General features: G+C 74.8%; 20 protein-coding genes and 4 pseudogenes. 9 read left to right on the top strand and 15 right to left on the bottom strand.

From position 1 onward, the window contains the following. Both EF918_RS14285 and EF918_RS39055 read left to right on the top strand, forming a co-directional pair. Positions 1-187: pseudogene (locus EF918_RS14285) on the top strand (GNAT family N-acetyltransferase); the annotation flags it as partial. Beyond that, a pseudogene (locus tag EF918_RS39055) lies at positions 184-762 on the top strand (lysophospholipid acyltransferase family protein); the annotation flags it as partial. The pseudogenes EF918_RS14285 and EF918_RS39055, both read left to right, overlap by 4 nt. A gap of 188 nt (positions 763-950) precedes the next feature. On the opposite strand, the gene egtD reads toward EF918_RS39055, so the two are convergent. Genes egtD through egtA form a run of 4 tightly spaced genes read right to left on the bottom strand, consistent with a single transcriptional unit; the run spans position 951 to position 5,333 of the window. Then, positions 951-1,985 carry an L-histidine N(alpha)-methyltransferase gene (gene egtD, locus EF918_RS14275; RefSeq protein WP_125645512.1) on the bottom strand — a complete coding sequence of 345 codons (1,035 nt, stop codon included), beginning with the start codon at positions 1,983-1,985 and terminating at the stop codon, positions 951-953. Beyond that, the gene (gene egtC / locus EF918_RS14270; protein WP_125645510.1) at positions 1,982-2,740 is read right to left on the bottom strand and encodes an ergothioneine biosynthesis protein EgtC; all 759 of its coding nucleotides are present in this window, start codon (positions 2,738-2,740) and stop codon (positions 1,982-1,984) included. The genes egtD and egtC overlap by 4 nt, the downstream gene beginning before the upstream one ends. Next, positions 2,740-4,062, bottom strand: coding sequence for an ergothioneine biosynthesis protein EgtB (gene egtB / locus EF918_RS14265; RefSeq protein ID WP_125645508.1), 1,323 nt, complete (start codon positions 4,060-4,062; stop codon positions 2,740-2,742). Before egtB ends, egtC begins: the two co-directional genes overlap by 1 nt. After that, complete coding sequence (egtA, locus tag EF918_RS14260) at positions 4,059-5,333, bottom strand: ergothioneine biosynthesis glutamate--cysteine ligase EgtA (RefSeq protein ID WP_125645505.1); 1,275 nt, start codon at positions 5,331-5,333, stop codon at positions 4,059-4,061. The genes egtB and egtA overlap by 4 nt, the downstream gene beginning before the upstream one ends. Positions 5,334-5,464: 131 nt before the next feature. On the opposite strand from egtA, the gene EF918_RS14255 reads away from it, so the two are divergent. Next, complete coding sequence (locus EF918_RS14255; protein ID WP_125645503.1) at positions 5,465-6,307, top strand: TIGR02452 family protein; 843 nt, start codon at positions 5,465-5,467, stop codon at positions 6,305-6,307. A 23-nt stretch (positions 6,308-6,330) separates the two neighbouring features. Here the strand turns inward: EF918_RS14255 and EF918_RS14250 are convergent, their stop codons facing one another. The 5 genes from EF918_RS14250 to EF918_RS14225 all read right to left on the bottom strand — a co-directional run bounded on the left by EF918_RS14250 (position 6,331) and on the right by EF918_RS14225 (position 12,025). Further along, on the bottom strand, positions 6,331-7,470 hold the full coding sequence (locus EF918_RS14250; RefSeq protein ID WP_125645520.1) for a glycosyltransferase 87 family protein: 1,140 nt from the start codon (positions 7,468-7,470) through the stop codon (positions 6,331-6,333). Positions 7,471-7,663: 193 nt separating this feature from the next. Then, positions 7,664-8,113 carry a type II toxin-antitoxin system PemK/MazF family toxin gene (locus tag EF918_RS14245; RefSeq protein WP_125645501.1) on the bottom strand — a complete coding sequence of 150 codons (450 nt, stop codon included), beginning with the start codon at positions 8,111-8,113 and terminating at the stop codon, positions 7,664-7,666. 107 nt (positions 8,114-8,220) lie between these two features. Continuing rightward, positions 8,221-9,648 (bottom strand): amidase, encoded by a 1,428-nt coding sequence (locus EF918_RS14240; protein ID WP_125645499.1) that lies wholly within the window; start codon positions 9,646-9,648, stop codon positions 8,221-8,223. 211 nt (positions 9,649-9,859) lie between these two features. Then, complete coding sequence (locus EF918_RS14235; protein WP_125645497.1) at positions 9,860-10,555, bottom strand: alpha/beta fold hydrolase; 696 nt, start codon at positions 10,553-10,555, stop codon at positions 9,860-9,862. A gap of 132 nt (positions 10,556-10,687) precedes the next feature. Then, entirely contained in the window at positions 10,688-12,025 is a 1,338-nt protein-coding gene (locus EF918_RS14225; RefSeq protein ID WP_125645495.1) for an MFS transporter, read from the bottom strand. A 242-nt stretch (positions 12,026-12,267) separates the two neighbouring features. Between EF918_RS14225 and EF918_RS14220 the strand changes: the two genes are divergently transcribed. The 5 genes from EF918_RS14220 to EF918_RS14195 all read left to right on the top strand — a co-directional run bounded on the left by EF918_RS14220 (position 12,268) and on the right by EF918_RS14195 (position 18,531). Continuing rightward, on the top strand, positions 12,268-13,317 hold the full coding sequence (locus EF918_RS14220) for a LacI family DNA-binding transcriptional regulator (protein ID WP_125645493.1): 1,050 nt from the start codon (positions 12,268-12,270) through the stop codon (positions 13,315-13,317). Between the two features lie 190 nt (positions 13,318-13,507). Continuing rightward, the gene (locus EF918_RS14210; RefSeq protein ID WP_125645491.1) at positions 13,508-14,692 is read left to right on the top strand and encodes a thiolase family protein; all 1,185 of its coding nucleotides are present in this window, start codon (positions 13,508-13,510) and stop codon (positions 14,690-14,692) included. A gap of 241 nt (positions 14,693-14,933) precedes the next feature. Next, on the top strand, positions 14,934-16,373 hold the full coding sequence (locus EF918_RS14205) for an aldehyde dehydrogenase family protein (protein WP_125645489.1): 1,440 nt from the start codon (positions 14,934-14,936) through the stop codon (positions 16,371-16,373). Between the two features lie 70 nt (positions 16,374-16,443). Then, positions 16,444-16,842 (top strand): thioredoxin, encoded by a 399-nt coding sequence (gene trxA, locus EF918_RS14200; protein WP_125645487.1) that lies wholly within the window; start codon positions 16,444-16,446, stop codon positions 16,840-16,842. Between the two features lie 258 nt (positions 16,843-17,100). Next, positions 17,101-18,531: an NAD(P)/FAD-dependent oxidoreductase gene (locus tag EF918_RS14195; protein ID WP_125645485.1), complete on the top strand. Its 1,431-nt coding sequence runs from the start codon at positions 17,101-17,103 to the stop codon at positions 18,529-18,531. 55 nt (positions 18,532-18,586) lie between these two features. On the opposite strand, the gene EF918_RS14190 is transcribed toward EF918_RS14195, so the two are convergent. Further along, positions 18,587-20,359, bottom strand: a complete 1,773-nt coding sequence (locus EF918_RS14190) for a serine/threonine-protein kinase (RefSeq protein ID WP_125645483.1) — start codon at positions 20,357-20,359, stop codon at positions 18,587-18,589. Between the two features lie 181 nt (positions 20,360-20,540). On the opposite strand from EF918_RS14190, the gene EF918_RS14185 reads away from it, so the two are divergent. Further along, entirely contained in the window at positions 20,541-21,317 is a 777-nt protein-coding gene (locus EF918_RS14185; RefSeq protein WP_125645481.1) for a metallophosphoesterase, read from the top strand. A 15-nt stretch (positions 21,318-21,332) separates the two neighbouring features. On the opposite strand, the pseudogene EF918_RS14180 reads toward EF918_RS14185, so the two are convergent. The 5 genes and pseudogenes from EF918_RS14180 to EF918_RS14160 all read right to left on the bottom strand — a co-directional run. Further along, positions 21,333-21,893: pseudogene (locus tag EF918_RS14180) on the bottom strand (hypothetical protein); the annotation flags it as partial. A 60-nt stretch (positions 21,894-21,953) separates the two neighbouring features. After that, positions 21,954-22,247: pseudogene (locus tag EF918_RS14175) on the bottom strand (DUF6114 domain-containing protein); the annotation flags it as partial. Continuing rightward, the gene (locus EF918_RS14170) at positions 22,238-22,795 is read right to left on the bottom strand and encodes a DUF6230 family protein (RefSeq protein ID WP_260610185.1); all 558 of its coding nucleotides are present in this window, start codon (positions 22,793-22,795) and stop codon (positions 22,238-22,240) included. The pseudogene EF918_RS14175 and the gene EF918_RS14170, both read right to left, overlap by 10 nt. A 234-nt stretch (positions 22,796-23,029) precedes the next feature. Then, positions 23,030-23,803, bottom strand: a complete 774-nt coding sequence (locus EF918_RS14165; protein WP_260610181.1) for a MerR family transcriptional regulator — start codon at positions 23,801-23,803, stop codon at positions 23,030-23,032. Between the two features lie 10 nt (positions 23,804-23,813). After that, a complete protein-coding gene (locus tag EF918_RS14160; protein WP_185921745.1) occupies positions 23,814-25,034 on the bottom strand; it encodes a methyltransferase in 1,221 nt (406 codons plus the stop codon). Between the last annotated feature and the right edge of the window lie 83 nt (positions 25,035-25,117).

Here is a 25,117-nt window from a genome sequence, read left to right as displayed (position 1 = left end):
CGCCCACCCCGACCGGATGGAGCTGCCCGCCCTGCTGCGCGGCTACATCCGGCTGGGCGCCTGGGTCTGCGGCGAACCGGCCCTCGACGCCGAGTTCGGCTGCGCCGACCTCTACGTCCTGCTGTCGCTGCGCCGGACCAACCCCCGCTACCTGCGCCACTTCCTCTCCCTCGCCCCGGCAGCATGAGCGCCTGGCTGCCCACCGCCCCCTGCACCCCGACCGGCTGCGCCACGCACGAAGGCCGGGCCGCCCCCGTGGCCCATGCGGTGCTGCGCCTGGCGGGCGTCCTCGCGCTGGTCCTGGCGGGCGTCGTCGGGGCCCCGCCCGTCCGGCTGCTGCCGGACCGGCCCCGGCAGGCGGTGATCCGGGCCTGGTGCCGGGCCCTGGTCCGCGCCTTCGGGGTACGGATCACCGTCCACGGCAGCCCCGGACCCGACGGCGGCCGGCTGATCGTGCCCAACCACATCTCCTGGCTGGACATCCCCGTGGTGGCCTGCGCGGTGCCGTCCCGGATGCTGGCCAAGGGCGAGATCGGCCGCTGGCCGGTCCTGGGCCGGCTCGCCGCCCGGGCCGGCACCCTCTTCATCGACCGCGACCGGATACGGGCCCTGCCCGCCACCGTCGGAACCCTCGCCGGCGCCCTGCGCGACGGGGACCGGGTCACCGTCTTCCCCGAGGGCAGCACCTGGTGCGGCCGCGGCCAGGGCGTCTTCCGCCGCGCCGCCTTCCAGGCGGCCCTGGACGCCGGGGTCCCGGTCCAGCCGGTGCACCTGTCCTACCTGCTGCCCGACGGCCGGCCGGCCGGCGCGCCCGCCTTCGTCGGGGACGACCCGCTCACCGCCTCCCTGTGGCGCATCGTCCGCGCCCGCGGGCTACGGGCCGAGATCCGGCTGCTGCCGCGGATCCCGCCGGGCCGGTACCCGGACCGGCGGGCCCTCGCGGCCGCCGCTCAGTCGGCCGTCACCACCTCCTCCGGCGTACCGGCCGTGGCGTACCCGCCGAGGGAGCCGGCCCGTACGATCCCGTCCGCCACCGACAGGGACACCGCGAAGCGGCCCTCCGCGTCCGTCCACCACTGCGTCAGTTCCAGGCCGGCCGCGGCCAGTTCGGCCCGTACGCCCTCCTGACGGAACTTGGCGGAGATCTCCGTCAGGATCTCCTCACCCTGCGCGAGCGGCACCACCAGGTCCAGGGCCCGGATCTTCACCACCATGTCCGACCGGGCCCGCAGCCGCATCTCGATCCACTCCTGCTCGGCGTTCCACAACGCCACGTGGTCGAAGTCCTCGGTGCGGAAGTCGGCGGCCAGCTCCCGGTCGACGACGGTCAGGACGTTCTTGTTGAACTCCGCCGTCACCCCCGCGGCGTCGTCGTAGGCCGCGACCAGCACGGACTCGTCCTTGACCAGGTCCGTGCCCATCAGCAGCGCGTCCCCGGGCGAGAGCATCGCCCGGACCGACGCCAGGAACGCCGCCCGCTCCTGCGGCACCAGATTGCCGATCGTGCCGCCGAGGAACACCACCAGCCGCGGTCCGGGCGACTGCGGAAGGTGCAGCGGCCGGGTGAAGTCCGCCAGCAGGCCGTGCACCCGCAGGCCCGGATGCTCGGCCAGCAGGGCGGCCGCGGCCCCTTCCAGCGCGCTCTCGCTGACGTCCACCGGGACGTACGTGTCCAGCGCGGGCAGCGCCTCGATCAGGTGCCGGGTCTTCTCCGAGGAGCCGGAGCCCAGCTCGACCAGGGTACGGGCCCCGCTGGCGGAGGCGATCTCCTGGGCGCGCTCCAGGAGGATCTCCCGCTCGGCCCGGGTCGGGTAGTACTCCGGCAGCCGGGTGATCTCCTCGAACAGCTCGCTGCCGCGGGCGTCGTAGAACCACTTGGGCGGGATCGACTTGGGGGTACGGGTCAGCCCCGTCAGCACGTCCTTGCGCAGCGCGGTGTCGGCGGCGTGCTCGTCGAGGGTGCGGGTCAGCTGGAAGTCACTCACGGGGAGCTCTCCTTGAGCGGGGTCAGGGCGATCCGGGTCCGGGTGGCCGTGAGCAGGGTGCGGTCGGGCACCTCGCTCCAGCGCGGGTCGTCGTCGTACGGCTCCGACGCCACGACCGTGCGGCCGTGGTCCGGATCGGCCAGGTACCACAGGGAATCCCCCCAGGTCGTCGCGGTGATCGTCCTCCCGTCGGTGAGCAGCAGGTTCAGCCGGGACCCCGGCGCCGCCGAGGCCACCTCCCGCACCGGCTCCGCCAGGGCCGTGCCCGGGTCGTCGCCGGACCGCAGCCGGTGCAGCACCAGCGCCCACAGCAGCGCCGAGTCGGTGCGCGCCGACAGCCGGAGCAGGTCCACGGGCGGCAGGGCCGCGGCGAGCGGGGCCACCGGGTCGGGCCAGTTGCGCACCGCCCCCTGATGGCTGAACAGCCACGGGCCGTCGGTGAACGGCGCCGCGGCCGCCTCCCCGTCCGCCCCGCCCAGCGTCGCGTCGCGTACGGCGGCCAGGAAGGCCTCGCTGCGCACCACGCGCGCCAGGTCCGCGAAGGACTCGTCGCCCCAGACCGGGCCGGACCGGCGGTAGCGGGCCGGCACCGGATCGCCCTCGGCGTACCAGCCCACCCCGAAGCCGTCCGCGTTGACGGTGCCGAAGCGCTGCCGGCGCGGCGCGTACGACTGGCGCACCAGCGAGTGCTCGGGGTCGGTCAGCAGCCGGCCCAGCGGTATCTGCGGTCCCAGATAAGCAAGATGACGACACATCAGGCGGCATCCCTCGCGGTCCGGAACCCGGAGAAGATCTGCCGGCGCACCGGCAGGTCCCAGTTGCGGAAGGTGCCCCGGCAGGCCACCGGGTCCACCGCGAACGAGCCGCCGCGCAGCACCTTGTGGGCGGGGCCGAAGAACACCTCCGAGTACTCCCGGTAGGGGAAGGCCCGAAAGCCCGGGTAGGGCAGGAAGTCGCTGGCCGTCCACTCCCACACGTCACCGATCAACTGCCGCACGCCCAGCGGGGAGGCACCTGCCGGGTAGCTGCCGGCGGGAGCCGGCCGCAGGTGCCGCTGGCCGAGGTTGGCGTGCGCCGGGGTGGGATCGGCGTCGCCCCACGGGTAGCGGGTGGAACGGCCGGTCGCCGGGTCGTGGCGGGCCGCCTTCTCCCACTCGGCCTCCGTGGGCAGCCGCCGCCCCGCCCAGCGGGCGAAGGCGTCCGCCTCGTACCAGCTCACGTGCAGCACCGGCTCGTCGTCGGGGACCGGCTCGGTCACCCCGAACCGGCGGCGCAGCCACACCGTCCCCTCGCGGTGCCAGAACAGCGGCGCCTCGATGCCGTGCCGGCGGATCTGCTCCCAGCCCTCGGGCGCCCACCAGGAGGGCTCGTGGTAGCCGCCGTCGGCGACGAACGCCTGGTAGTCGGCGCAGGTCACCGGGAGCGTGTCGATCCAGAAGGCGACCGTCTCGCGCTCGTGGGCGGGGCGCTCGTTGTCCAGCGCCCACGGTTCGGTGGAGGTGCCCATGGTGAACGGGCCGCCCGGCACCAGCACCTCGCGCACCGCCGGGGGCGGGCCGGCCGGGGGGTCGGGGTCGGGCGCCGACAGCACCGGCTCGCCGCGCCGGAGCTGGTGCGTGATCAGCATGGTCTCGTCGTGCTGCTGCTCGTGCTGGGCGATCATCCCGAAGGCGAACGCCGCGTCCAGCAGCGGCGAGCCCTCCAGCGGGCTGTCCGCCAGTACGTCGAAGACCCGGCCGCGGACCTCGGCGGCGTACCGGCGGGCCTCGGCCGGGCCCAGCAGCGGCAGCCGGGGCCGGTCGGCGCGGGGATGGGCGAAGGCGTCGTAGAGCGGGTCGATCTCGGGACGCAACGGGTCGCGCCCGGCGACGTTGCGCAGCAGCCACAGCTCCTCCTGGTTGCCGATGTGCGCGAGGTCCCAGACCAGCGGCGACATCAGCGGGGAGTGCTGGGCGGTCAGGTCCTCGTCGGTGACCGCGTCGGTGAGCAGCCGCGTACGGGCGCGGGCGGCGGTGAGGGCGGCGAGCGCGCGCTCGCGCAGGGCGGGTCCGGCCGGGCGGACGGCTTCGGTGGTCACGCGCGGGCCTCCTTCCCGGGGACGAGGTCGTGGGGGTCGTCGGCGGGGCAGCGCCCCCGCAGGACGTAGCGCTCGGTGAAGTCGGCCACCGCGTCGACGGCCGCGGCGGGCGCGCCGAGCCGGGGCAGGGCCTCGGCGGCGGCCCGGAAGCAGACGGTCGCGGCCGACCGCAGCTGGGGGTCGGCCAGCCCGTGCCGGGCGGCGGCACGCCACAGCGGATTGCGGGGCGCCGGGTGGGGGCCGTACGCGTCCGCGAGCGCCTTGGTGGTCCGGTACGCGGTCCCGGCCGCCTCCGGGTCGTCGAACAGGGCGTGCACCACGGCCACCGGCACCACCCAGCCGTGGTCACCGGGCTGGGCGTCGATCATGCGCAGCTCCAGGTGGCCGCGCGGCCGCACCGGCGGGAACAGCGTGGTCAGGTGGTAGTCGAGGTCCTCGGCGGTGGGCGGCCGGGGACCGCCCGAGCGCAGCCAGTCGCGGAAGGTCAGCCCGCGCGGGACGGGCCAGGGGCCGTCGCCGTCCGAGCGGATGCACATCACCTCGGTGTCCAGCGCGTGCCGGGTCCAGGCCTCCCGCGGGGGCACATCGAGGGGCGGGGCGAGCACCCGGTGCGGGTCGAGGTCGTCCCACACGGCCTGGCGGGCGCACCGCCGGCCGGCGTACGGGCCGCGGCCGGGGGAGTTCGCGAAGGCCGCGACCAGGACGGCGCCCAGCAGGTGGGCCAGCCGCCAGCGGCGGACGTGGCCGAGCGGGCCGGGCTCCTCGTGGCCGGCGTCCACACAGACCTGGACGGAGGCGGAGGAGCGCATCATGGTCCGGCCGGCCGGACCGGTGCGGTCGAAGTAGGCCTCCATGGCCTCGTAGCGCGGCGCGGTGAGCAGCCGGCGGGCGAAGGGGCGGGGGTCGTGGCCCAGGCCCCGCAGGAGGAGCCCGCGCTCCAGCAGGGCGGCGCGGACGGCGGTCAGGTCCGCCTGGAGGTCCGCGAGGCACTGCCCGAGCGAGGCCGCGGGCGGCGAGCTGAGCTCCAGCTGGCCGCCGGGTTCCACGGTGAACCGGGAGCGCAGCGGCAGGGCGCGGGCCGCGTCGTGGGCGGCGGTGAGGCGGTCGGGGGGCAGCGGGCGGTACGGGCGTTCGGCGTCGACCACCAGCCATTCCAGCTCGGCGCCGAGCAGCCGCGGCGGGCCGGTCTTGAAGCAGATGCCGTGGACGAGGTCCTCGGCGGCGGTCTCGGTGAGGGTGCGGACGGGTGTCAGGGGTGAGGTCTGGGGCATGACCGGTTCCTCGTCTCCTGGGGAGTGCCGTGACGTCACCCGTGCCTACCCGTCCCGGGCAGCGGGAATCGTGCGCTCCGGACAGTGAAATGCGTTTGCCCGCCGGGGCGTTCGGTCACGATCATGGCCGGATGAGCAGCAGGTTGCGCGCCATCGCGCAGGACAACGCGGAGGTCGTGGCGGCCGGTGGGTACCGGACGCGGTCGGGACGGCAGGTCTCCCTCGCCGCCGCTGTGACGGAAGCCACAGCAGCGATCAGGATATATGGGCCCGGTCCCGTCGAACCAGACGAATGGGGCGCTCGGGTCAGGTCGCGCGAGCCGCTGCGGACCCGCTTCGAGGTGACCCCGGAGAGCAGCACCGTCGCCGCCCGCCGGCTCGCCGCGGACGGCCCGGTGGCGGTCCTGAACTTCGCCTCGGCCCGCAATCCCGGCGGCGGCTACGTCCGCGGGGCGAACGCCCAGGAGGAGGCCCTGTGCCGGGCCTCGGCCCTGTACCCGACCCTGCTGCGGGCCCCGGAGTACTACGCGGCCCACCGCGCGCAACGCTCGGCGCTCTACACCGACCGGGTGATCCACTCGCCCGGGGTGCCCGTTTTCCGGGACGACCGCGGCGAACTGCTGGAGGAGCCGTTCCTGGCCGGCTTCCTCACCAGCCCGGCCCCCAACGCGGGCGTCGTACGCCGGCAGGAGCCGCAGCGGGCGCACGAGATCCCCGCCGTCCTCGCCCGACGCGCGGAACGCGTCCTGGAGGTGGCCGCCCTGCACGGCTACCCGGGGCTGGTCCTCGGCGCCTGGGGATGCGGAGTCTTCCGCAACGACCCCGCCGAGGTGGCGGGAACGTTCCGCCGGCTGCTGACCGGCCGCTTCGCCGGCACCTTCGCCCACGTGGTGTTCGCCGTGCTCGACCGCGAGGGGAGCACGCGGCGGGCCTTCGAGACGGCCTTCGCCGCGCAGACGGGGACGACCGGCTGATCCTGGCCGCCGGGAGCGACGGCCTACAGGTGCCCGGCCGGCTCGGGCGGCGCCGAGCGGTGCTCGGCATGGCGGGCCGGCAGCGCCGCCGGCGGGGCGGGCGTACGCAGCTGCCGGGCGGCCGCCGCGAACAGGACCAGGGTGAGCAGCGCGTACGGGGACGCGAACGCCTGCTGCCACCAGGGGAGGTGCAGGTCCAGATCGCCCTGGTGCGGTACGAGCCACAGCGACCGGCAGGTGAACACCACGGCCACCGCCAGCGCCGTGCGCCGGTAGCCCGACGCCACCAGGACGGCGATCACCGGCACGCACCACACGAAGTGGTGCGACCAGCTGATCGGCGAGACCAGCAGCGCCGTCCCCGCCGTGATCAGCACGCCCCAGCGGTCGCCCCGGCCGGGCGTACGGTGGGCCCGCCGGGCCAGCCACAGCGCGGCCCCGCCCGAGACGGCCGCCGCCAGCGGCCACACCCAGCCGGACTCGGGCACGTGCAGCACCCGGGTGACCAGCCCCTGGAGGGACTGGTTGTCGATGATCCACACCTTGCCCACCCGGTCGGTCTCGAACATCCGCCGGGTGAAGAAGTCCACGCTCGCGCCGGGCAGCACGAACACCCCGAGCAGCACCGACCCGACGAACGCCCCCGCCGCGGTCAGACCCGCCCGGATCCGGCCCGTGATCAGCAGGTACACGATGAACACCGCGGGCGTCAGCTTGATCCCCGCGGCGATGCCGAGCGCGATGCCCTTGCCCGGGGCCCGGTCGTCACGGCCCAGGTCCCACAGGATCAGACAGGCCAGGGCGAGGTTCACCTGACCGAAGAACAGCGTCTGGAACACCGGCTCCAGCCACAGCGCCCCGGCGACGGCCGCCACCAGCAGCCCCTTGCGCGGCGGCAGCCCGGCGAACCGCCAGGACAGCACCACCAGCAGCGCCAGCAGCGCCACGTTCCCGGCGAAGAACGCCGCCAGGAGCAGCCCGACCGGCAACCAGGTCGTCGGCACGAACAGGAGCGCGGCGAACGGGGGGTACGTCGCCGGCAGGTTGCCTTCCGTCACCCGGAAGCCGTAGAGGTCCGTGCCGTTGACGACGGCCGCCCCCTCCGCCCGGTACACGAGGGTGTCGACCATCGGGAACCGGTCGAGGAGGAAGAACGCCGACATCGCGAGCAGCGACGTGGCGAGCAGCAGGACCAGGACGGGTCGCCGGGCACGCGGCGGGCAGATGGAGGTGAGTCTCCGGATCACTCGCGTGACCCTAGCGGACGCTGAGCGTGATCAGTAGACCAGCACGCAGCAACAAGACGCAGGTCACGCGGCGACGAGAGGCAGCTCACGCGGCGACCGCGCCGGCTGGTCACTGCCAGCCGTACCGCTGGCGCAGCCGGTCCACCACGCGCTGGAAGCGCGCCCGGTCCAGCGCGCACGCCTCGCGCCGCATGCCCGACTCGTGGACCCGCAGCACCCGGTCCACGGCCACCCACGACTCCCGCCCGGCGCGGTCCCAGGGGCCGGTGCCGAGGGCGACCCACTCCCGGTCGGCGTCGTGCCGCTTGCTGGAGAGCTGCACGGCCAGCACCGTCCCGGCCGGCTCCCGGGCCACCACCAGCACGGGCCGGTCCTTGCCGCGCCCGTCGTTCTCCTCGTACGGCACCCAGGTCCACACGATCTCGCCCGGGTCGGGGTCGCCGTCGTGGTCGGGCGCGTACGAGGTCCTGACCGGGCCGATGGCGCACGGATCGGCCTCGGTGGTGGCCCCGGCGCCGGAGCGGCCGGGCTGGTCGACGTGGTCGGAGAGTGCCGTCATCCCGCAGAGGCTAGGGCCTCGGCCGCCCGCCGCGCACGGTCCCACGCGGCCGCGGTGCCCGGCGGCGCGGCCTCGGGCGGGGCGGGCGGCCGAGGCGCCGGCCCTCGTCACGGTGTCGGTGCCTCTGCCGGGGCCGCCGCGCGTGGGGGCCAGTGGGCGGACCAGCGTTCGGCCGCCTCCAGCTGGGCCGCCAAGGAGATCAGCAGCGGTTCGGAATCGGCCGGGCCGAGGAGCTGGGCGCCCAGCGGCAGCCCGTCCGGGGTGAATCCGGCCGGCACGTTGACACCGGGCCAGCCCAGGACGTTCCAGGTCCACGCGTACGGGCAGGCGGCGATCATCGCCCGGTCGGTGTCGAGCGCGCCCCGCCCCGCCAGCTCCCCGATCCGCAGCGGCCCGGTGGCCGTGGTCGGGGTGAGGACCACGTCGAACCGGCCGAAGATCTCCCCGATCCGGTGGCGCAGCAGCCCCTCGGCCCGCCGGGCGATCCGCAGCGGCAGCCCGCCCAGCAGCCGCCCGGTCCGCATGGCCTCGTGCGTCCGCGGGTCCAGCAGGGCCGGATCGGGCACCCGGGAGCGCCAGTCGAGCACGCCCCGCGTCGCCCGCGGCACGAAGGTCAGCCCGATCTGCCCGTACCGCGGGTCCTCCGGGACCACCTCGTGCCCCAGCGCCTCCAGCCGCCCCGCCAGCCGCTCCACGGCCGCGCGGACCACCGGGTCCAGGGACTTGGGCGTCGCGGTGAACGCCATCCCGAACGACAGCGCGATCCGCAGCCGCCGCGGGGTACGCCGGGCCGCCGCGACCGCGTCCACGGGGGCCGGCCGGTGCAGGTCGCCGGGGTGCGCCCCGGCCGCCGCGTCGAGCAGCAGGGCCGCGTCGGCGACCGTACGGGCCAGCACACCGTTGACCGTCAGGCCGTGGAACGACTCCGGCTCCGGCCAGGTCGAGATCCGCCCGCGCTGAGGCTTGATCCCCACCAGGTGGGTCCAGGCCGCCGGGATCCGCACCGACCCGGCGCCGTCCGAGCCGAGCGCCGCCGGCACCAGCCCGGCCGCGACCGCCGCGGCCGATCCGCCCGAGGACCCGCCGGGCGTCCGTTCGAGGTCCCAGGGGTTACGGGTGTCCCCGAACGCCGGCCCCTCGGTGAACGGCCACTGGCCGAGCTCCGGCGTGGTGGTCTTGCCGACGATCACCGCCCCGGCCGCCCGCAGCCGGCGTACCGCCTCGCCGTCGGCCGGCTTCGGCGGGAAGTCGCCCGGGCAGCCGAAGGCGGTGGGCAGCCCGGCCACGTCCATGTCGTCCTTCACGGCCAGCGGCACGCCCAGCAGCGGCAGCCGCTCACCGGCGGCGAGCCGCCGGTCCGCCGCGTCGGCCTCGGCCAGGGCCGCCTCGGCGCGGACGATCCGGAACGCGCCCAGCACCGGCTGCGCCAGCGCGATGCGTTCCAGCGCCGCCGCGGTCAACTCCCGTGACGTCACCCGGCCTTCGGCGAGCGCACGGACCGACTCCACCAGGCCGTACGGCAGGGAACCCGCCACCGGTCCTCCCTCCTGAGCCGCCTCGTACCGCCTCGTTACCGTTCAGTAGGTCGACAGTAGCGGGGCAGGTGCGCAGGCGGCCAGCCCGGGCCGGCCGGCACGCGGTGCGCCTGCGGCCGGCGCGCGGTGCGCCGGCCGGCCGCGGTGCGCCTGCGGCCGGCACGCGCTGCGCCCGCCGGCGGGCCCACGGCCGGCCCGCGCTGGCTGCCCGTCAGATCCAGCCCTCCAACGAGGCCATGAACCCGTCGAAATCGTCCCGGTGGATCGTGTGCCCGGCCCCCGGGACCGAACGGACCTCGAAACCACGCTCCTTGAGCACGCGCGCCCGCTCGGGCGGGATCAGGAAGCTGGGGTCGGCGAGCTGGACCAGCGAGGGCACCACCGCGGCCGCGGGCAGCAGGTCCTGCCCGGCCGACCTTGCGAGACCGAGGGCGCTGGTCTCGTCCCAGAGCGCGAGCGTCTGGAGTTCGATGTCCACGTCCAGGTCGTCCCAGCGCGGGTTCATCGCCCGTACCTCTTCCCGCGTCGCGCTCTTGAACTGCGCGAACAGCTCCGGCCCGAAGCCCTCCTCCGGGGCGGGCAGGTGCCAGGCGGGGTCGGAGAACACCGCCCGGCGCGGGCGCAGCCGGTCCACGGCCAGGGCGAGGGCCAGGCCGCCGAGGGAGTGGCCGATGGCCAGTTCGGCCCCGGTGGGCAGGGTCTCGGCCACGTCGTCGGCGAACAGTTCGGGCGCGTACGCACCCCGCCCGCTCGCGCCGTGGCCCCGCAGGTCGACGGCGATCACCCGGTAGCCGCGCCCGACCAGGGCGGGGGCGACCCGGCGCCAGGTGCGGTGGTCGGACATCATGCCGTGGCTCAGGAGGGCGATGCGGTCGCCCTCGCCCCAGGTGCGGGTGTGGAGCTGCACGTGTGTGCCGCCTTTCTCTCTGGCTCTGCGGTGTCTGCGTGGGGGCCGGCGGGATCGGGATCGGGGTCGGGGTCGGGGTCGGGGTCCGCTTCGGGTTCGGATTCCGCTTCGGGTTCGGGTTCGGGTTCGGGTTCAGCGGACGCCCTTGATCGGTTTCACCGCCAGGGCCCCCGCCACCGACAGCGCGGCGGCCACGAGGAACAGCGTGGTGTAGCCGCCGCTGACGGACACGATCAGCGAGGCGACGAAGGGGGCCACGATCTGGGGGCCGGCGTTGGCGATGTTCAGCACGCCCATGTCGCGCGCCGCGTCCTCGGCGGCCGGCAGCACCATGGTCACCAGCGCCGTGTCCACGGCCATGTAGCAGCCGAAACCGAGGCCGTTGACCACGGCGAAGGCCAGCATCGCCGTCCAGCTCGCCGAGACGGCGGGGAGCAGCAGGGCCAGCGCCGAGAGCAGGGCCGAGGCACCCACCAACAGCTTGCTGCGGTCGAAGCGGTCGGACAGGTAGCCGCCGAGGACCGTCGAGACCACCATCGCCACACTGGTCAGCGGCATCAGCACGGCCACCGCCCCCTCCGGCTCCAGACCAGCGGGCAGCACGGTGCGGTCCTGCAGGATGTAGAGCTGGTACCCGCTGACCGCGAAGTAGCCGAGGACCAGCAACGCCCGGCCGATGAACGCCCAGCGGAAGTCGTGGTGGCGCAACGCCGAGACGAAGGCGGCGAGTTGGGCCTTGACGGGCGACGGGGCACGGGCCGGCAGCCGCTGCTCCCGGGTGCAGGCGGTGAACAGCACGGCCGTGGCGGCCACGAGCGCGCCGAACACGAGGTACCCCGTGCGGTAGTCGTCGGAGAACGCCGCGCCGACCAGGGCGCCGACCGTCGAGCCGAAGGGCAGGCCGAGGCCCACCGCCGCCGACGCCTTGCCACGGGTGTCCAGGGGGACCCGGTCGGGGACCACGGAGGTGAGGGCGGCCTGGTAGACGTTCATCACGGCCTGGCCGAGGCACCACGCGATCATGATCAGGGCGATGGTGTCGACCGCGCCGAGCAGCGCCATCGCCGGGACCGCCGCCAGACCCCCGCCGAGGATCCAGGGGTTGCGTCGGCCGCTGCGATCCGACAGGGCGCCGGCGACCGGGTTGAAGACGGTCGCGAAGATCGCGGAAACCCCTGCGATCAGGCCGAAATGGGAGACCTTGTGCGCCGGGTCGATCTCCTCCACCTGGAGCGCGAGCAGCACGCCCGCGACCCCGACGTAGAGCGCGTACAGGGCGGTGTGGCCGACGAGCAGCAGCGGCAGCAGACCGCGTCCGGGGCGGGGCGGGACGGTCGCCGGGGGCGCGTCGCGGGAGGCGCTGGCGGAGCCGGTGCCGGTGCCGGTGCCTGCGCCGGTGCCCGTGCCTGTGCCGGTGCTGTCGGTGTCGGTGTCGGTGTCGGTGTCGGTGTCGGAGGAGGAAAGGGCCACGGTGCCCTCCTGGGCTGGGGTTCCGGGGGATGAGGGGGTGCGCGCCGCCCTGTCGCGACGGCGGGGTGAGGAAGGCGCGACAGGGCGGCGGCACGGAAGGACACGTGGCAGCGCGCACCGGTGCGGTGGGGGTGCGGCTGGATGGTTACACGTGTCAATGACTCGTGTAACCACTGTGTAGCACTGGTTTCCGGCCATCCGCCAGACCTCGGACGCAACCGGTCTGGAAAGATGCCACGGCAATGTCACACTCACCGAAGTCGCCGAAGCCGTCCCCGCTCTCCCGGCCGTCCCCCTCGGCTCCGTCGTCCCCCGTCCCCACCAGCGCCGACGTGGCCCGCCTCGCCGGAGTCTCGCGGGCGACGGTCAGCTACGTCCTGAACAACGCCGAGGCCGTCCGCATCAGCGAGCCCACCCGCCGCAAGGTCCGCGAGGCCGCCGAGGAACTGGGCTACGTCCCGCACGCGGCCGCCCGCACCCTGCGCGCCGGGCACACCCGGATCGTCCTGCTCCCGACCTCCCACGTCCCGGCCGGCCCGCTGTACAGCTCCTTCCTCAACGACCTCCAATGGGCCCTGCGCCGCCTGGACTACACCGTGGTGCAGTACGGCAGCCTCGGCCTCAGCGGCGACCAGGCCGCACGCGCCTGGGCCGAGCTGCGCCCGGTCGCCGTCATCTCCTTCGGCGAGACCACGCTCAGCGCCCGTAACGTCGCCACGCTCAAGCGCGCCGGGGCCAAGGCCGTCCTCACCGTCGGACCGGTCGGCGTGCCCGGCGCCCACGCGCTCGTCATGGACCAGCGCGAGGTCGGAGCCGCCGCCGTCGCCCACCTCGTGGCCCGCGGCCACCACCGGATCGGCGTGGTGATCCCCGAGGAGCCCGGGCTGGAGCTGTTCTCCGCCCCACGACTGGCCGGCGCCCGTACCGTGGCCGGCGCCACGACCGAAGCGCTGCCGCTGGCGTACACCGAGGCCTCCGCCGCCGCACTGGCCCGGCGCTGGCGGACGCTCGGCCTCGACGCCGTCTACGCCTACAACGACGAGTACGCGATGCTCCTGATGCGCGCCCTCCAGGACGAGGGGCTCCGCGTCCCCGAGGACGTGGCCGTCATCGGCGCCGACGACCTGCTGCTCGGCCGGCTGCTGCGGCCCCGGCTGAGCACCGTACGGATCCAGACGCCGACCGGGGAGTACCTGGCCGCGCTGGTGGACCGGGCCGTGCGGGAGCCGGCGGAGCCCGCCGAACAGCACGGTCTGATGGCGGCGGTCGCCGTCGCCCGCGAATCGACCTGACCGGGGGCGACGGGAGGGGCGGCGGCCGGGGCGCCTGACGAGGCCGTGGCCGGGGCGCCTGACGAGGCCGTGGCCGGGGCGGTGGCCGGGGCCGGCTGCGCCGGGGAGGCGTTGACAGGCCGTGATCGGGGGACGGAGACTGCGGGCGCGCCCACCGGCGCGCCTGCACGGATCCGCCCAGGAGACCCCCATGAGCATCCGCGACGTGTACATCGTCGACGCCGTACGGACCCCCATCGGCAAGTTCGGCGGCGCCCTCGCCGGCGCACGGCCGGACGACCTCGCCGCCCACGTGGTCCGGGCCCTGGTCGACCGCACGCCCGAGCTGGACCCGGCGCGCATCGACGACGTGGTCATGGGCGACGCCAACGGCGCGGGCGAGGACAACCGGGACGTGGCCCGGATGGCCGTCCTGCTGGCCGGACTGCCCGTCACCGTGCCCGGCGTCACCGTCAACCGGCTCTGCGGCTCTGGCCTGGAGGCCGTGATCCAGGCGGCCCGCGCCATCGCCCTCGGGGACGCCTCGGTGGCCATCGCGGGCGGGGTGGAGTCCATGACCCGCGCGCCCTGGGTGGTGCAGAAGCCGGAGCGGGCCTTCCCCGCCACGCACCAGCAGATGTGGTCCACCGCGCTGGGCTGGCGGATGACCAACCCGCGCATGCCGCAGGAGTGGACGGTCTCCCTGGGGGAGGGCGCCGAGCTGATCGCCGACAAGTACGGCATCGACCGCGCAGCGCAGGACGCCTTCGCCCTCGACAGCCACCGCAAGGCGGCGGCGGCCTGGGCCGCCGGGCACTACGACGCCGAGGTGGTCCCGCTCGACGGGGTGGACCTCGTACGCGACGAGTGCATCCGCGAGGGTTCCACCCCCGAGGCGCTGGCCCGGCTGAAGCCGGCGTTCCGCCCGGACGGGACGGTGACCGCCGCGAACGCCTCGCCGCTCAACGACGGCGCCGCCGCGCTGCTGCTCGTGGACGAGGAGGGGCTGCGCGCCACCGGCCGCGAGCCGCTGGCCCGGATCAGGGCGTCGGCCGTGACCGGCATCGAACCGCACCTGTTCGGGCTCGGTCCCGTGGACGCGGTCGAACGAGCCCTGGCCAAGGCCGGGCGAGGCTTCGGCGACCTCACGACGTTCGAACTGAACGAGGCCTTCGCCGCCCAGGCGCTCGGCTGCCTCGCCGCGTGGCCCGAACTGGACCCGGCACTGGTCAACCCCCGTGGCGGCGCCATCGCCATCGGCCACCCCCTGGGCGCCTCGGGCGCCCGCCTGGCCGGCTCGGCCGCCCACCAACTCGCCACAGCCGGCTCCGGCACGGCCCTGGCCGCCCTGTGCATCGGCGTGGGCCAGGGCATCGCTCTGGTCCTGGAGCGGTGATCGGGCGGAGGAGCTGAGTGGAGCGGTGCTCGCGGGGTGGGGCGGTGGCCGCGGATTGGAGCGCTGCTCCCGCCCCGGAGCAGCGCTCGCAGCGCCCAGCGCCGCCGCCCGCCGTCGATCGTTTCCGGTCAGCCCTGCGGCGCAACTGCCCAATAACCTAAGCGAATTGGTTCCTCCGGTCTGGCACGATGGCGGCTTGCCCGCCACCCCCCCGCCCCGCGTTTTCCGGAGGCTCCGCAGCATGCCGCTCCTCGACCCCACCATCTGGCAGGACGGACCGACGCTCAGAGGCGGTACCGCCCCCGTCGTCGAGCCCGCGACCGGGCTGACCCTCGCCACCCTCGACCTCGCCGCCGCCCCCGACGTGTCGGAAGCGGCCGTCCGTGCGCAGGCCGCGCAGCAGGACTGGGCCCGGGCGACCCACGTCGAGCGGGCCGCCGTGCTGCGCCGCGCCGGCGACCTGTTCTCCGCCCACGCCGAGGAACTGCGCACCTGGCTGGTCCGCGAGAGCGGATCCGTCCCCGGCAAGGCCGACTTCGAGCTCGCGGTCGCCGCGCAGGAGTGTTACGAGGCCGCCGCGCTCGCCTCCCGTCCCATCGGGCAGGTGCTGCCCAGCGAGGCGCCCCGCCTGTCGTGGACGCGCCGGGTGCCGGTCGGCGTCGTCGGCGTCATAGCGCCCTTCAACGTGCCGCTGGTCCTGGCGATCCGCTCCGTCGCCCCGGCCCTCGCCCTCGGCAACGCCGTGCTGCTCAAGCCCGACCGGCGCACTGCCGTTTCCGGCGGTCTCGCGCTGGCCGCGGTGTTCGCCGCCGCCGGGCTGCCCGGCGGGCTGCTGCACGTCCTGCCCGGCGACGCCGCGGCCGGGCAGGCGCTGGTGGCCGATCCGTTGGTGCGGGTCGTGTCGTTCACCGGTTCCACCGCCAGCGGCCGCCGGGTCGGGGAGCTGGCGGGACGTCACCTCAAGCGGGCCCACCTGGAACTGGGCGGCAACTCGGCGCTCGTCGTCCTCCGCGACGCCGACGTCGAGGCGGCCGTCGCCCAGGCCTCCTGGGGCACGTTCTTCCACCAGGGCCAGATCTGCATGACGGCCGGCCGCCATCTGGTGCACGCCTCGCTCTACGACGAGTACGTCGAACGCCTCGCGGCCAGGGCAGAGGCACTGGCGGTGGGCGACCCGTTCCGGGAGCAGGTCCACCTCGGCCCGCTGATCGACCGCGGCCAGCTCGACCGAGTGCACGCCCTGGTCGAGGCCAGCACCGAGGAGGGCGCCAAGCTGCTCGCGGGCGGGACGTACGAGGGCCTGTTCTACCGGCCCACCGTCCTGGCCGGGGTCGCCGACGACACCCCCGCCTACGCCGAGGAGGTCTTCGGCCCGGTCGCCCCCGTCCGGTCGTTCGCCACGGAGGACGAGGCGGTGGCGCTGGCCGCCGCCGGACCGTACGGGCTGTCCCTGGGCATCGTCACCCCGGACACGGCGCGCGCCCTGGAGCTGGCCGACCGGATCCCCACCGGGATCGTGCACCTCAACGACCAGACGGTCAACGACGAGGCCGTGGCGCCCTTCGGCGGAGTCGGTGTGTCCGGGACCGGTGCGCGGTTCGGCGGCGAGGCGAACCTCGACGCGTTCACCGAACTGCGCTGGACCACCTCCCGCCGCACCCCGGCCGGCCACCCGTTCTAGCGTGTGCGGAATGCCCGGCCGGGCTCGTTCGTTGTTCGGTCAGAGGCAAGACTTTGGAGGTCTGGACACCGTGGCAACCATCGAGCTCACCAAGGAGAACTTCGACCGGACGGTCAGCGAGAACGGATTCGTGCTGATCGACTTCTGGGCGGAGTGGTGCGGTCCGTGCCGGGGCTTCGCCCCGGTCTTCGAGAAGGCCTCGGAGACCCACCCCGACCTGGTCTTCGCCAAGGTCGACACCGAGGCCCAGCAGGAGTTGGCCGCCGCCTTCGACATCCGCTCGATCCCGACGCTGATGATCATCCGGGACCAGGTGGCGATCTACTCCCAGCCGGGCGCCCTGCCCGCGCCGATGCTGGAGGACCTCATCGGCCAGGCCCGCGCGGTCGACATGGACGAGGTCCGCGCGAAGGTCGCCGAGGCCCAGCGGGCCGAGACCGGGCAGCAGGCGGGCCCGGACGCCGAGTGACCTGACGCGTGACGGGCCCGGAGGCACCACGGGCCCGGACGCACGACCGGCCCGGGCGCGGCGGAATGCGGCACCGGGCGTGGCGGAATGCGGCACCGGGCGCGGCGGAATGCGGCACCGGGCGTGGCGGAATGCGGCACCGGGCGTGGCGGAATGCGGCACCGCGCGCGGCGGAATGGGCACCGCGCGCGGCGGAATCGGGCACGCCGCAGGCGTAGATCGCTTGGCCGGACCGCCCTCGGCGGCCAGACTGGGTGCATGACGCACGCGGTGGAGTACGACGTAGTGGTGCTGGGCGCGGGTCCGGCCGGCGAGAACCTCGTGGACCGGACCCGCGCCGCCGGGCTCAGCACGGCCGTGGTGGAGGCCGAACTCGTGGGCGGGGAGTGCTCGTACTGGGCCTGCATCCCCAGCAAGGCGCTGCTGCGCCCCGCCCTCGCCCGGGCCGACGCCCGCCGGGTTCCCGGCCTCGCGCAGGCCGTGACCGGTCCCCTGGACACGGAGGCGGTCCTCGCCCACCGCGACTACTGGACGTCCGAGTGGAAGGACGACGGTCAGCTCGACTGGCTGGACTCCATCGGCGCCCACCTCTACCGCGGCCACGGCCGCCTGAACGGCGCCCGCCAGGTCGCCGTCACCGGGCCCGAGGGGGAGCAGCACCTGCTCACCGCCCGGCACGCCGTCGTCGTCGCCACCGGCAGTCGCGCCGTGGTCCCCGCCCTGCCCGGACTCGCCGGGGCCCGGCCCTGGACCAGCCGTGAGGCCACCTCGGCCCGGCAGGCGCCGGGCCGGCTGCTGATCGTGGGCGGTTCGGTGGTCGCCGTCGAGATGGCCACCGCCTGGCAGGCCCTCGGCTCGCAGGTCACCCTGCTGGCCCGCGGCCCGCGCCTGCTGCCGCGGATGGAGCCCTTCGCGGGCGAGCTCGTGGCCGAGTCGCTGCGCGAGGCCGGCGTGGAGGTCCGTACGGAGGTCGACGCGGAGGCCGTCGTCCGCGACGGGCACACCGGGCCGGTCACCGTGGTCCTGGAGGGCGGCGAGACCGTCGAGGGTGACGAACTGCTGATCGCCACCGGCCGCAGCCCGCGCACCGAGGACATCGGCCTGGACACCGTGGGCCTGGAGCCCGGCGGCTGGCTGGACGTGGACGACAGCTGCCGGGTGACCGGGCACGACTGGCTGTACGCCGTCGGGGACGTCAACCACCGCGCGCTGCTGACCCACCAGGGCAAGTACCAGGCCCGGATCGCCGGTGCCGCCATCGCCGCCCGGGCCGCCGGCGGCGACCGGCTGGACACCGGCCGCTGGGGCGCGCACGCCGCCACCGCCGACACCGCGGCCGTGCCGCAGGTGGTGTTCACCGACCCGGAGGCCGCCGCCGTCGGTCTCAGCCTGGCCGAGGCCGAACGCGCGGGCCTGCGGGTCCGCGCCGTCGACTACGACCTCGGCAAGGTCTCCGGAGCCGGGCTCTTCGCCGACGGCTACCGCGGTCGGGCCCGGATGGTGGTCGACCTGGACCGCGAGGTCCTGGTCGGGGCCACCTTCGTCGGACCGGGCGCCGCCGAACTGCTGCACGCCGCCACCGTCGCCGTGGCCGGGGAGGTCCCCATCGCCCGGCTCTGGCACGCCGTGCCGTCCTTCCCGACCATCAGCGAGATCTGGCTGCGCCTGCTGGAGGCCTACCGAGGCTGACACGGGGCCAGCCCGTCACCCAACTACAGTTCCCTCCCAGCCCCCTGAGCAGGCATCAGCTGCGGTAGACCTTCACCACCTTGCCGTCGGTACCGGCGTGGACGTAGCCGCCCGCGCCGGTCTCGTCGGTGAGGTACGGGCGCATGGACGGGCTCCCGTCCAGGAGCCACGGCTCCACCACCACGTACCGCATGGTGACGTGGCCGACGCCGAGGTCCCGCTGTGCCTGGTCCATCAGGCCCGGCAGGGCGTCCCAGTCCACCTTGGTCATGTCGATCGGCGGCTTGCCCTGCTGGACCGGCAGCCCGGAGGCGCCGAACCGGCTCACCTTGCCGTCGTACCGGTAGGAGTTGGTGGCCTTGGCGCCCGGGGTGACCGGGACGTCGGCGAGGACGTAGCCCTCGTACAGCCGCAGGTTGAGGAAGGTCGTGGTGCCGGTCTCCTTGCGGATCGCCTCGACCGCCGCCCGGGCCCCGGCCGGGCTGATCATGCCGGCCGGGGTCGGGGTGGCGGGGGAGTCCTGCCCGGAACCCATGCCGCCCCCGGAGTCGGTGCCGGCGCCGCGGTTGCCGCCGCCGGTCCCGGCGGAGCCGGCCGGGCTCGCCGCGCCGGAGGCGCCCGAGGTGGGGCCCGGCGTGTGGGAGGCGCCCGTGCTCTTCCCCTTGTCCCCGCCGGAGCCCGTGCCGCCGGGCAGCCACTGCAGGGCCGCCGCCGAGCCGGCCGCCAGCACCACGGCGACAGCCAGCGCGACCAGGGGCCCACGACGCCGCCGTACGAGCCCGGCCCCGGACACCGGCACCGTCGCAGCGGCGGCGGGCACCCCGGCCGGCGGCGCGCCCAGGGGGACGACGGTGGGGATGGGGGCGGCCGGGCCGAAGCTCCCCAGCGCAACCGGCGCGGCCGGCTGACCCGACGGCGGGGGCACGGGCGGCGGCGTGACCGGGGCGCCCGGCACGGGCGCGGCCGGGCCGTCGGCGCCGAGGGCGGCGGCCGCCCCGCGCAGCAGGTGCTCCAGCTGGGCGGCGTCCGGGCGCTGCGCGGGGTCGCGTACCAGCAGCCGTTCCAGTACGGGACCCAGCGGGCCGGAGCGCGACGGGGCCGGGATCGGCTCGTCCAGCACCGCGACCACGGTGGCCAGCCCGCTGGCCCGGCGCAGCGGGTGCACGCCCTCCGCGGCCACGTACAGGAGCATGCCGAGGGACCACAGGTCGGAGGAGGGGTTGCCCTCCTGGCCGCGGACCCGCTCCGGGGCGATGTACTCGGGCGAGCCGATGAGATCGCCGGTGGCGGTGAGGTTGGTGGCACCGTGCACGGCCGCGATGCCGAAGTCGGTGAGGACGGCGCTGCCGTCCGGCCGCAGCAGGACGTTCGCGGGCTTCACGTCGCGGTGCAGCACCCCCTCGGCGTGCGCCGCCCGGAGGGCGGAGAGGACTTCGAGGCCGAGCCGCACCACGTCCGCCACGGGCATCGGCCCCTGGACGAGCCGGTCGTGCAGGGAGCCGCCCTTGACCAGTTCCATCACGATCCACGGGTGCCCGTCGCTGCCGGCCGCCGGCTCCACGATGTGGTGGATCGTCACCACGTGCGGATGCGCGAGCCGGGCCAGCGCCCGGGCCTCGCGCACGGCCCGTTCGCGCAGTTGCTCGGCGAGGCCCGGGTGGGCCGCGGCGAGCGCCGGGTCCGGCGGGCGTACCTCCTTGAGGGCCACCTCGCGGTGCAGGGCGATGTCGCGGGCCCGCCACACCGTGCCCATGCCCCCGCTGCCCAACGGGGAGATCAATTCGAAGCGGCCGTCGACCGGCTGTCTGCCGCCCTCACTCGTGTCCATGGCGCGCATCGTACGAGCCCGCGGCCCCCGGTACCCAACCCGGCCGGGGCCCGGGGGGCAGGGGTGCGAAAGGGTGCCACCGAGTGCCAGGTGGCTCTGGCGGGTCGGGTGCCGGGGTGCGTAGAACGGGACGGAGCAACCGTCGTCCGCCACGAGCGCCGCACTACGGAGGTACCCCCACGTGATCGTCATCGCCCATCTCAGCGACGTCCATGTCGACACCACCCGCCGCCCGGCCGACCGGACCCGGGCCGTCATGGCGTACCTCGACGACCTCCCGTACGACCTCGACGCCGTCCTGGTCAGCGGGGACATCGCCGACCGGGGTCTGGCCGAGGAGTACGACGAGGCGCGGGCGTTGCTCAGCTCCCGCCACCCGCTGGTGGTCTGTCCCGGCAACCACGACGAACGCGGGGCGTTCCGGGAGGGGCTGCTCGGCCGGCGGGCCGAGCCGGGACCGGTCAACCAGGTGCTGCGCGGGGCCGGTTTCGTGCTCGCGGTCTGCGACTCGTCCGTCCCCGGCAAGGACGAGGGCCTGTTGGAGGAGGAGACGCTGACCTGGCTGGAGGGCGTCCTGCGGGAGACCCCGGCCGACACCCCGGTGCTGGTGGCCTTCCACCACCCGCCGGTGGAGCTGCACATCCCGTACGTGGACGGGATCCGGCAGTTCGGCGAGGAGCGGCTGGCCGAACTGGTCGCCCGTCACCCGCATCTGACGGCCTTTCTGTGCGGGCACGCGCACACTGCTGCGGCGACGACCTTTGCGGGAAGGCCGTTGCTGGTGGCGCCCGGAGTGGTCTCCACGACGTTGCTGCCGTGGGAGCGGCAGAACGGGCCGGCGCACTTCGTGCACCTGGACGAGCCGCCCGCCGTCGCCTTCCATGTCATCGGCGAGGACGGGCGGCTGACGACCCATTACCGGGTGGTCATCGACCGCGGCGTGCAGCGCCCGGCGTAGGCGCGGGCGGGCCGGTCAGGGCGTGACGGTGATCTGCTGGGCCGGGTCGGTGGTGTCGGTCACCGTGTAGACGGCGTTGAAGGTGGAGGTCGTCGCGCTGGTCGGGCAGCCGAAGCCGCCGGTGACCTTCACCGGGACCGTGGCGTTGGTGAACGTCAGGCTGGACGGGGCGCCGTTGGCCCAGGTGCCGGGCACACCGGCCGGCGCGGTCGGGGCCGCGGTGACCGTACAGGTGGCCAGCCCGGTGGTCTTGAGGACCAGTCCGCCGGCCGGGACGTTCAGCGTCGCGGTGATCGGCTGCCCGTGCTGCATGGACACCGACCAGTTGCCGCTGGTGGTGACGGTCGGGGTGACGCCGGGCAGGCTGGCGGTGCACGAGCTGTACGTCGGCGGGGTGATGGGGGAGGAGACCGGGCCGGCCGCGTTCTGGTTGCCCGGGGCGGCCGGGACGGAGCCGGTGGAGACGGAGACCGAGCAGGTCACCGTGACCGAGCCGGCCTTGAGGGTGGCCTTTCCGCTGAGGGTGGCCTTGAACGCGTGGCCGGCCGGCGTGACGGTCGTCGAACCGGCCACGGGTAACGGGGCGGCGGTCGTCGCGGCGGCCTGATGTTCGCCTGGCAGCCGGACGCCGAGCAGGGTGCCGACGAGGAACCCGCCGAGGTTGGACAGGACCAGCGCGGCGGTGGCGATGAGCGTGGTGAGCACTCCGGCGAGGGTGCGGTAGTGCGGGGCGAACCAGACGGACAGCCCCAGCACGATCATGACCAGCCCCATCAGCACGGACGGGATGCCGGCGACCCCTTGCTGGAGCATGATCTTCAACGGGGCCAGCGGCAGGGCGCAGATCTCGGCCCCGGCGAGGACGGCGACGAGGCCTCCCCAGAACGGTCTGCTGCGCCGCCAGCGCCGGAATCTGCGGCCTAGAAGCATTCCTTCTTGCCCTTGCTGATGTTCATCTCCAGACCGGACAGCTTGAAGGTGCCGGCGTTCGTCGCCCACGCGGTCTGGCGGAGATCGCTGATGGTGACGGAGTCGGCCTGCTGCCCGAACAGGTCCTGCATGCCCTGCGCGTCGGCCGGCCCCTTGTCGAGGGTGGAGGCGTCGCGGCCGATCTCGATGTTCTTGAACTCCGCGTTGCCGCCGAGCTGGGTGGCGTCCACGAAGAGGTTGCTCGCCTCGACCGGCGTCTTGTCGCCGGCGGTGAGGTTGAGCGAGATGTCGCCGACGATCGGGAGGGAGGTGACGACGGACTGGCACAGGCTGTGGAGCTTGGCCTCCCGGATGGCGGTGACCGCCACCGGGACGAGTTCCTGACGGGCATTGACGTCCACGCTGCCGTACTGGGCGAAACCTTCACCGGACAGGCTCTTCGCGGAGACCTTGAACTGCTGGCCCGAGACGGCGAAGGAGGCGGCGAGCGCGCCCTGCGCCAGCGCGATGCCGAGGCCGGCGGTGACCGCGACGGTCGGAAGGGTCAAGGCCGCGAACCGGCGCCAGCGCACCCGGCCGCCGAGGTCGGGCGAGGCCCCGGGTAATCCGTCGGGGTGGCCGGAATGGCGGGAATCGCCGTCATCACCGTCTTGCCGGATCTGGGACTCTTCCATGGGATATCCCCTGTACATCGGTTGTGCACCGTTGTTACCGACGAGTTGAATGTAAGAGTGCCAATGGTGGTTGGCAAGGTTGCGCGAGCGCCCCTTTTCGGCCGACTCCTACTGCTCCGTAGGCGGCTGCGTACGGGGCAGCAGGGCCGCCGCCTCCGCGTCCACCCGGCGCGCCATCGCGCGCGCGAACTCGGCGGTCACCACCTCACCTGCCACCGGCCGCAGTGCCGTCACCGCGGCGGCGATCTCCTCCAGGCGCATGGCCGGAATCCGCTCCAGCCCGTCGGGGCCGATCACATGCCGGCGGAACAGTCCGACGAACCGGTCCGCGATCGCGGCCGCCTGCTCCTGGACGAACGCACCGGTCTCCAGCACCTCCGCCAGCGGCACCCCCTGCCGCACCAGGGTCACGGTCGCCGACAGCAGCCGGCGGCTGCGATGGGTCACCTTGTCCCCTTCGACGCGTACGTAGCCCAGCTCGGCGGCCCGCCGGGTGTCCGCGGCCGAGCCCGCCGGGCCGAACAGCGCCCGCAGTTCGGCCAGCGACATCGTGACGGGCTCCTCCTCGGACACCCAGTCGCGGGTCATCTCCCTTTCCAGGCCGAGGAGTTGAGCAAGCCCACCGCCGTCGGTCCAGGCCTGGAGCAGCTCGGCGATACCGTTCACGGTGTAACCGCGGCCCAGCAGGTCGTCGATCAGTCGCAGCCGGGCGAGGTGGTCCTCGGAGTACCAGGCGATCCGCCCCTCGCGGCGCGGCGGCGGCAGCAGGCCCCGCTGCTGGTAGTAGCGGAGGTTGCGCACCTTCACCCCGGCCGCCCGGGCCAACTCCTCCCGGCGGTAGCGTCCGCCGCCGTCGCCGCCCGCGCCGTCCGTGCTGCTCACACGCCGGAGTCTAGGCGGTACGGCCGGTTTCCCGCTTGCCCTTCACGGCCCGCAGGATCACGAACTTCGGGTCACCGGCGACCAGTTCGCAGTTGCCGAACAGCCTGCGCAGCCGCACGTGGTAGCCCAGGTGCCGATTGCCGACCACCCACAGCTCACCCCCCGGCCGCAGCGCGCGGCGGGCCTGCGCGAACATGCGCAGGGCCGTCGCGTCCGTCGTCGCCTGGTGGGAGTGGAACGGCGGATTGTTCAGCACCAGGTCGACGGAGTCGGCCGGGACCCCGGCGAGCCCGTCCCCGACGAGGAACTCGGCCCCGCCCGTGCCCCGTTCGGCGGTCCCCGCGTGCGGTGCCGCGTAGGCCGCGTACGTCGCCCGCGCGGAGGCCACCGCCTGGTACGACTCGTCGGCGAAGACCACCTCGGCGCCGGGGTTCAGCCGGGCCGCGGCCGTCCCCAGGACGCCGTTGCCGCAGCCGAGGTCGACGATCCGGCGGGTGCTGGTGCCGCCGGGCAGATGACCGAGGAGGAACCGGGTGCCGATGTCGAGCCGGTCGGCGCAGAAGACCCCGGCGTGGTTGACCACGGTCAGCCCCTCGGCGGGCCCGGCGCCCGCGTCCGGGCCGAGGGTGTACGTCAGCGGCCACGGGTTCGGCTCCCCGGCACCCGCCGGGACCCGCGGCGTACAGAAGATCAGCCGGGCCTTGCGCTCGGCGAGCGAGGTTCGGGTCGGCCCGAGGATCCGCTCGAACAGCGTCAGCGTCGAGGTGTGGATCTCCTTGACCATGCCCGTGCCCACGACCACGGTGCCCGCGTGCAGGGACGGCGCCAGCCGGTGCAGCTGGTCCTCCAGCAGCGCCAGGCTCTTGGGCACCCGCACCAGCAGGACGTCGATCCGCTCCGGCGGGACGTCCTGCGTGGTGAGCAGCCGTACCGCGTCCTCGGGGACCCCGGCCCGGGTCAGGTTCGCGCGGGTCGCCTCGTGGGCGAGGCAGGAGTCGGTGATCTGTACCGGCCGGTGCCCGGCCAGCGCCGTGACCAGCGCCCCCCACCGGTCCCCGAGCACCGTGACCCGGCGCCCGTCGAGCGCCACCGGCCCCCGCTCGCCGGTGCCGGCGTGCAGGTGCCTCAGCAGGTACTCGTCGGCGGCGTCCCAGGCGCGCAGCCGGTCGCGGGGGTCCTCGGGGAAGCGGGTGAGCGCGTAGGAGCCGAAAGGCGTGGTCAGACGGTTCATCGTGCCCCCAGGCTATCCGGTCTGCCGACCCGCCCCTCCCGCGGCGGGACCGGCCGGGGGAGGGGCGGGTCGGCAGACCGGAT

Origin of the sequence: Streptomyces sp. WAC06614 (assembly GCF_003949795.1) — a bacterium.
Lineage (GTDB): Bacteria > Actinomycetota > Actinomycetes > Streptomycetales > Streptomycetaceae > Streptomyces.
This window is presented reverse-complemented; position numbering and strand designations above follow the sequence as displayed.

Excerpts from the sequence above, each read along its gene's own strand:
- egtC (WP_125645510.1), bottom strand. The coding sequence starts at position 2,740 with ATGTGTCGTCATCTTGCTTATCTGGGACCGCAGATACCGCTGGGCCGG.
- egtA (WP_125645505.1), bottom strand. The coding sequence starts at position 5,333 with ATGCCCCAGACCTCACCCCTGACACCCGTCCGCACCCTCACCGAGACC.
- EF918_RS14255 (WP_125645503.1), top strand. The coding sequence starts at position 5,465 with ATGAGCAGCAGGTTGCGCGCCATCGCGCAGGACAACGCGGAGGTCGTG.
- EF918_RS14250 (WP_125645520.1), bottom strand. The coding sequence starts at position 7,470 with ATGTCGGCGTTCTTCCTCCTCGACCGGTTCCCGATGGTCGACACCCTC.
- EF918_RS14245 (WP_125645501.1), bottom strand. The coding sequence starts at position 8,113 with ATGACGGCACTCTCCGACCACGTCGACCAGCCCGGCCGCTCCGGCGCC.
- EF918_RS14220 (WP_125645493.1), top strand. The coding sequence starts at position 12,268 with ATGTCACACTCACCGAAGTCGCCGAAGCCGTCCCCGCTCTCCCGGCCG.
- EF918_RS14210 (WP_125645491.1), top strand. The coding sequence starts at position 13,508 with ATGAGCATCCGCGACGTGTACATCGTCGACGCCGTACGGACCCCCATC.
- EF918_RS14205 (WP_125645489.1), top strand. The coding sequence starts at position 14,934 with ATGCCGCTCCTCGACCCCACCATCTGGCAGGACGGACCGACGCTCAGA.
- EF918_RS14195 (WP_125645485.1), top strand. The coding sequence starts at position 17,101 with ATGACGCACGCGGTGGAGTACGACGTAGTGGTGCTGGGCGCGGGTCCG.
- EF918_RS14190 (WP_125645483.1), bottom strand. The coding sequence starts at position 20,359 with ATGGACACGAGTGAGGGCGGCAGACAGCCGGTCGACGGCCGCTTCGAA.
- EF918_RS14160 (WP_185921745.1), bottom strand. The coding sequence starts at position 25,034 with ATGAACCGTCTGACCACGCCTTTCGGCTCCTACGCGCTCACCCGCTTC.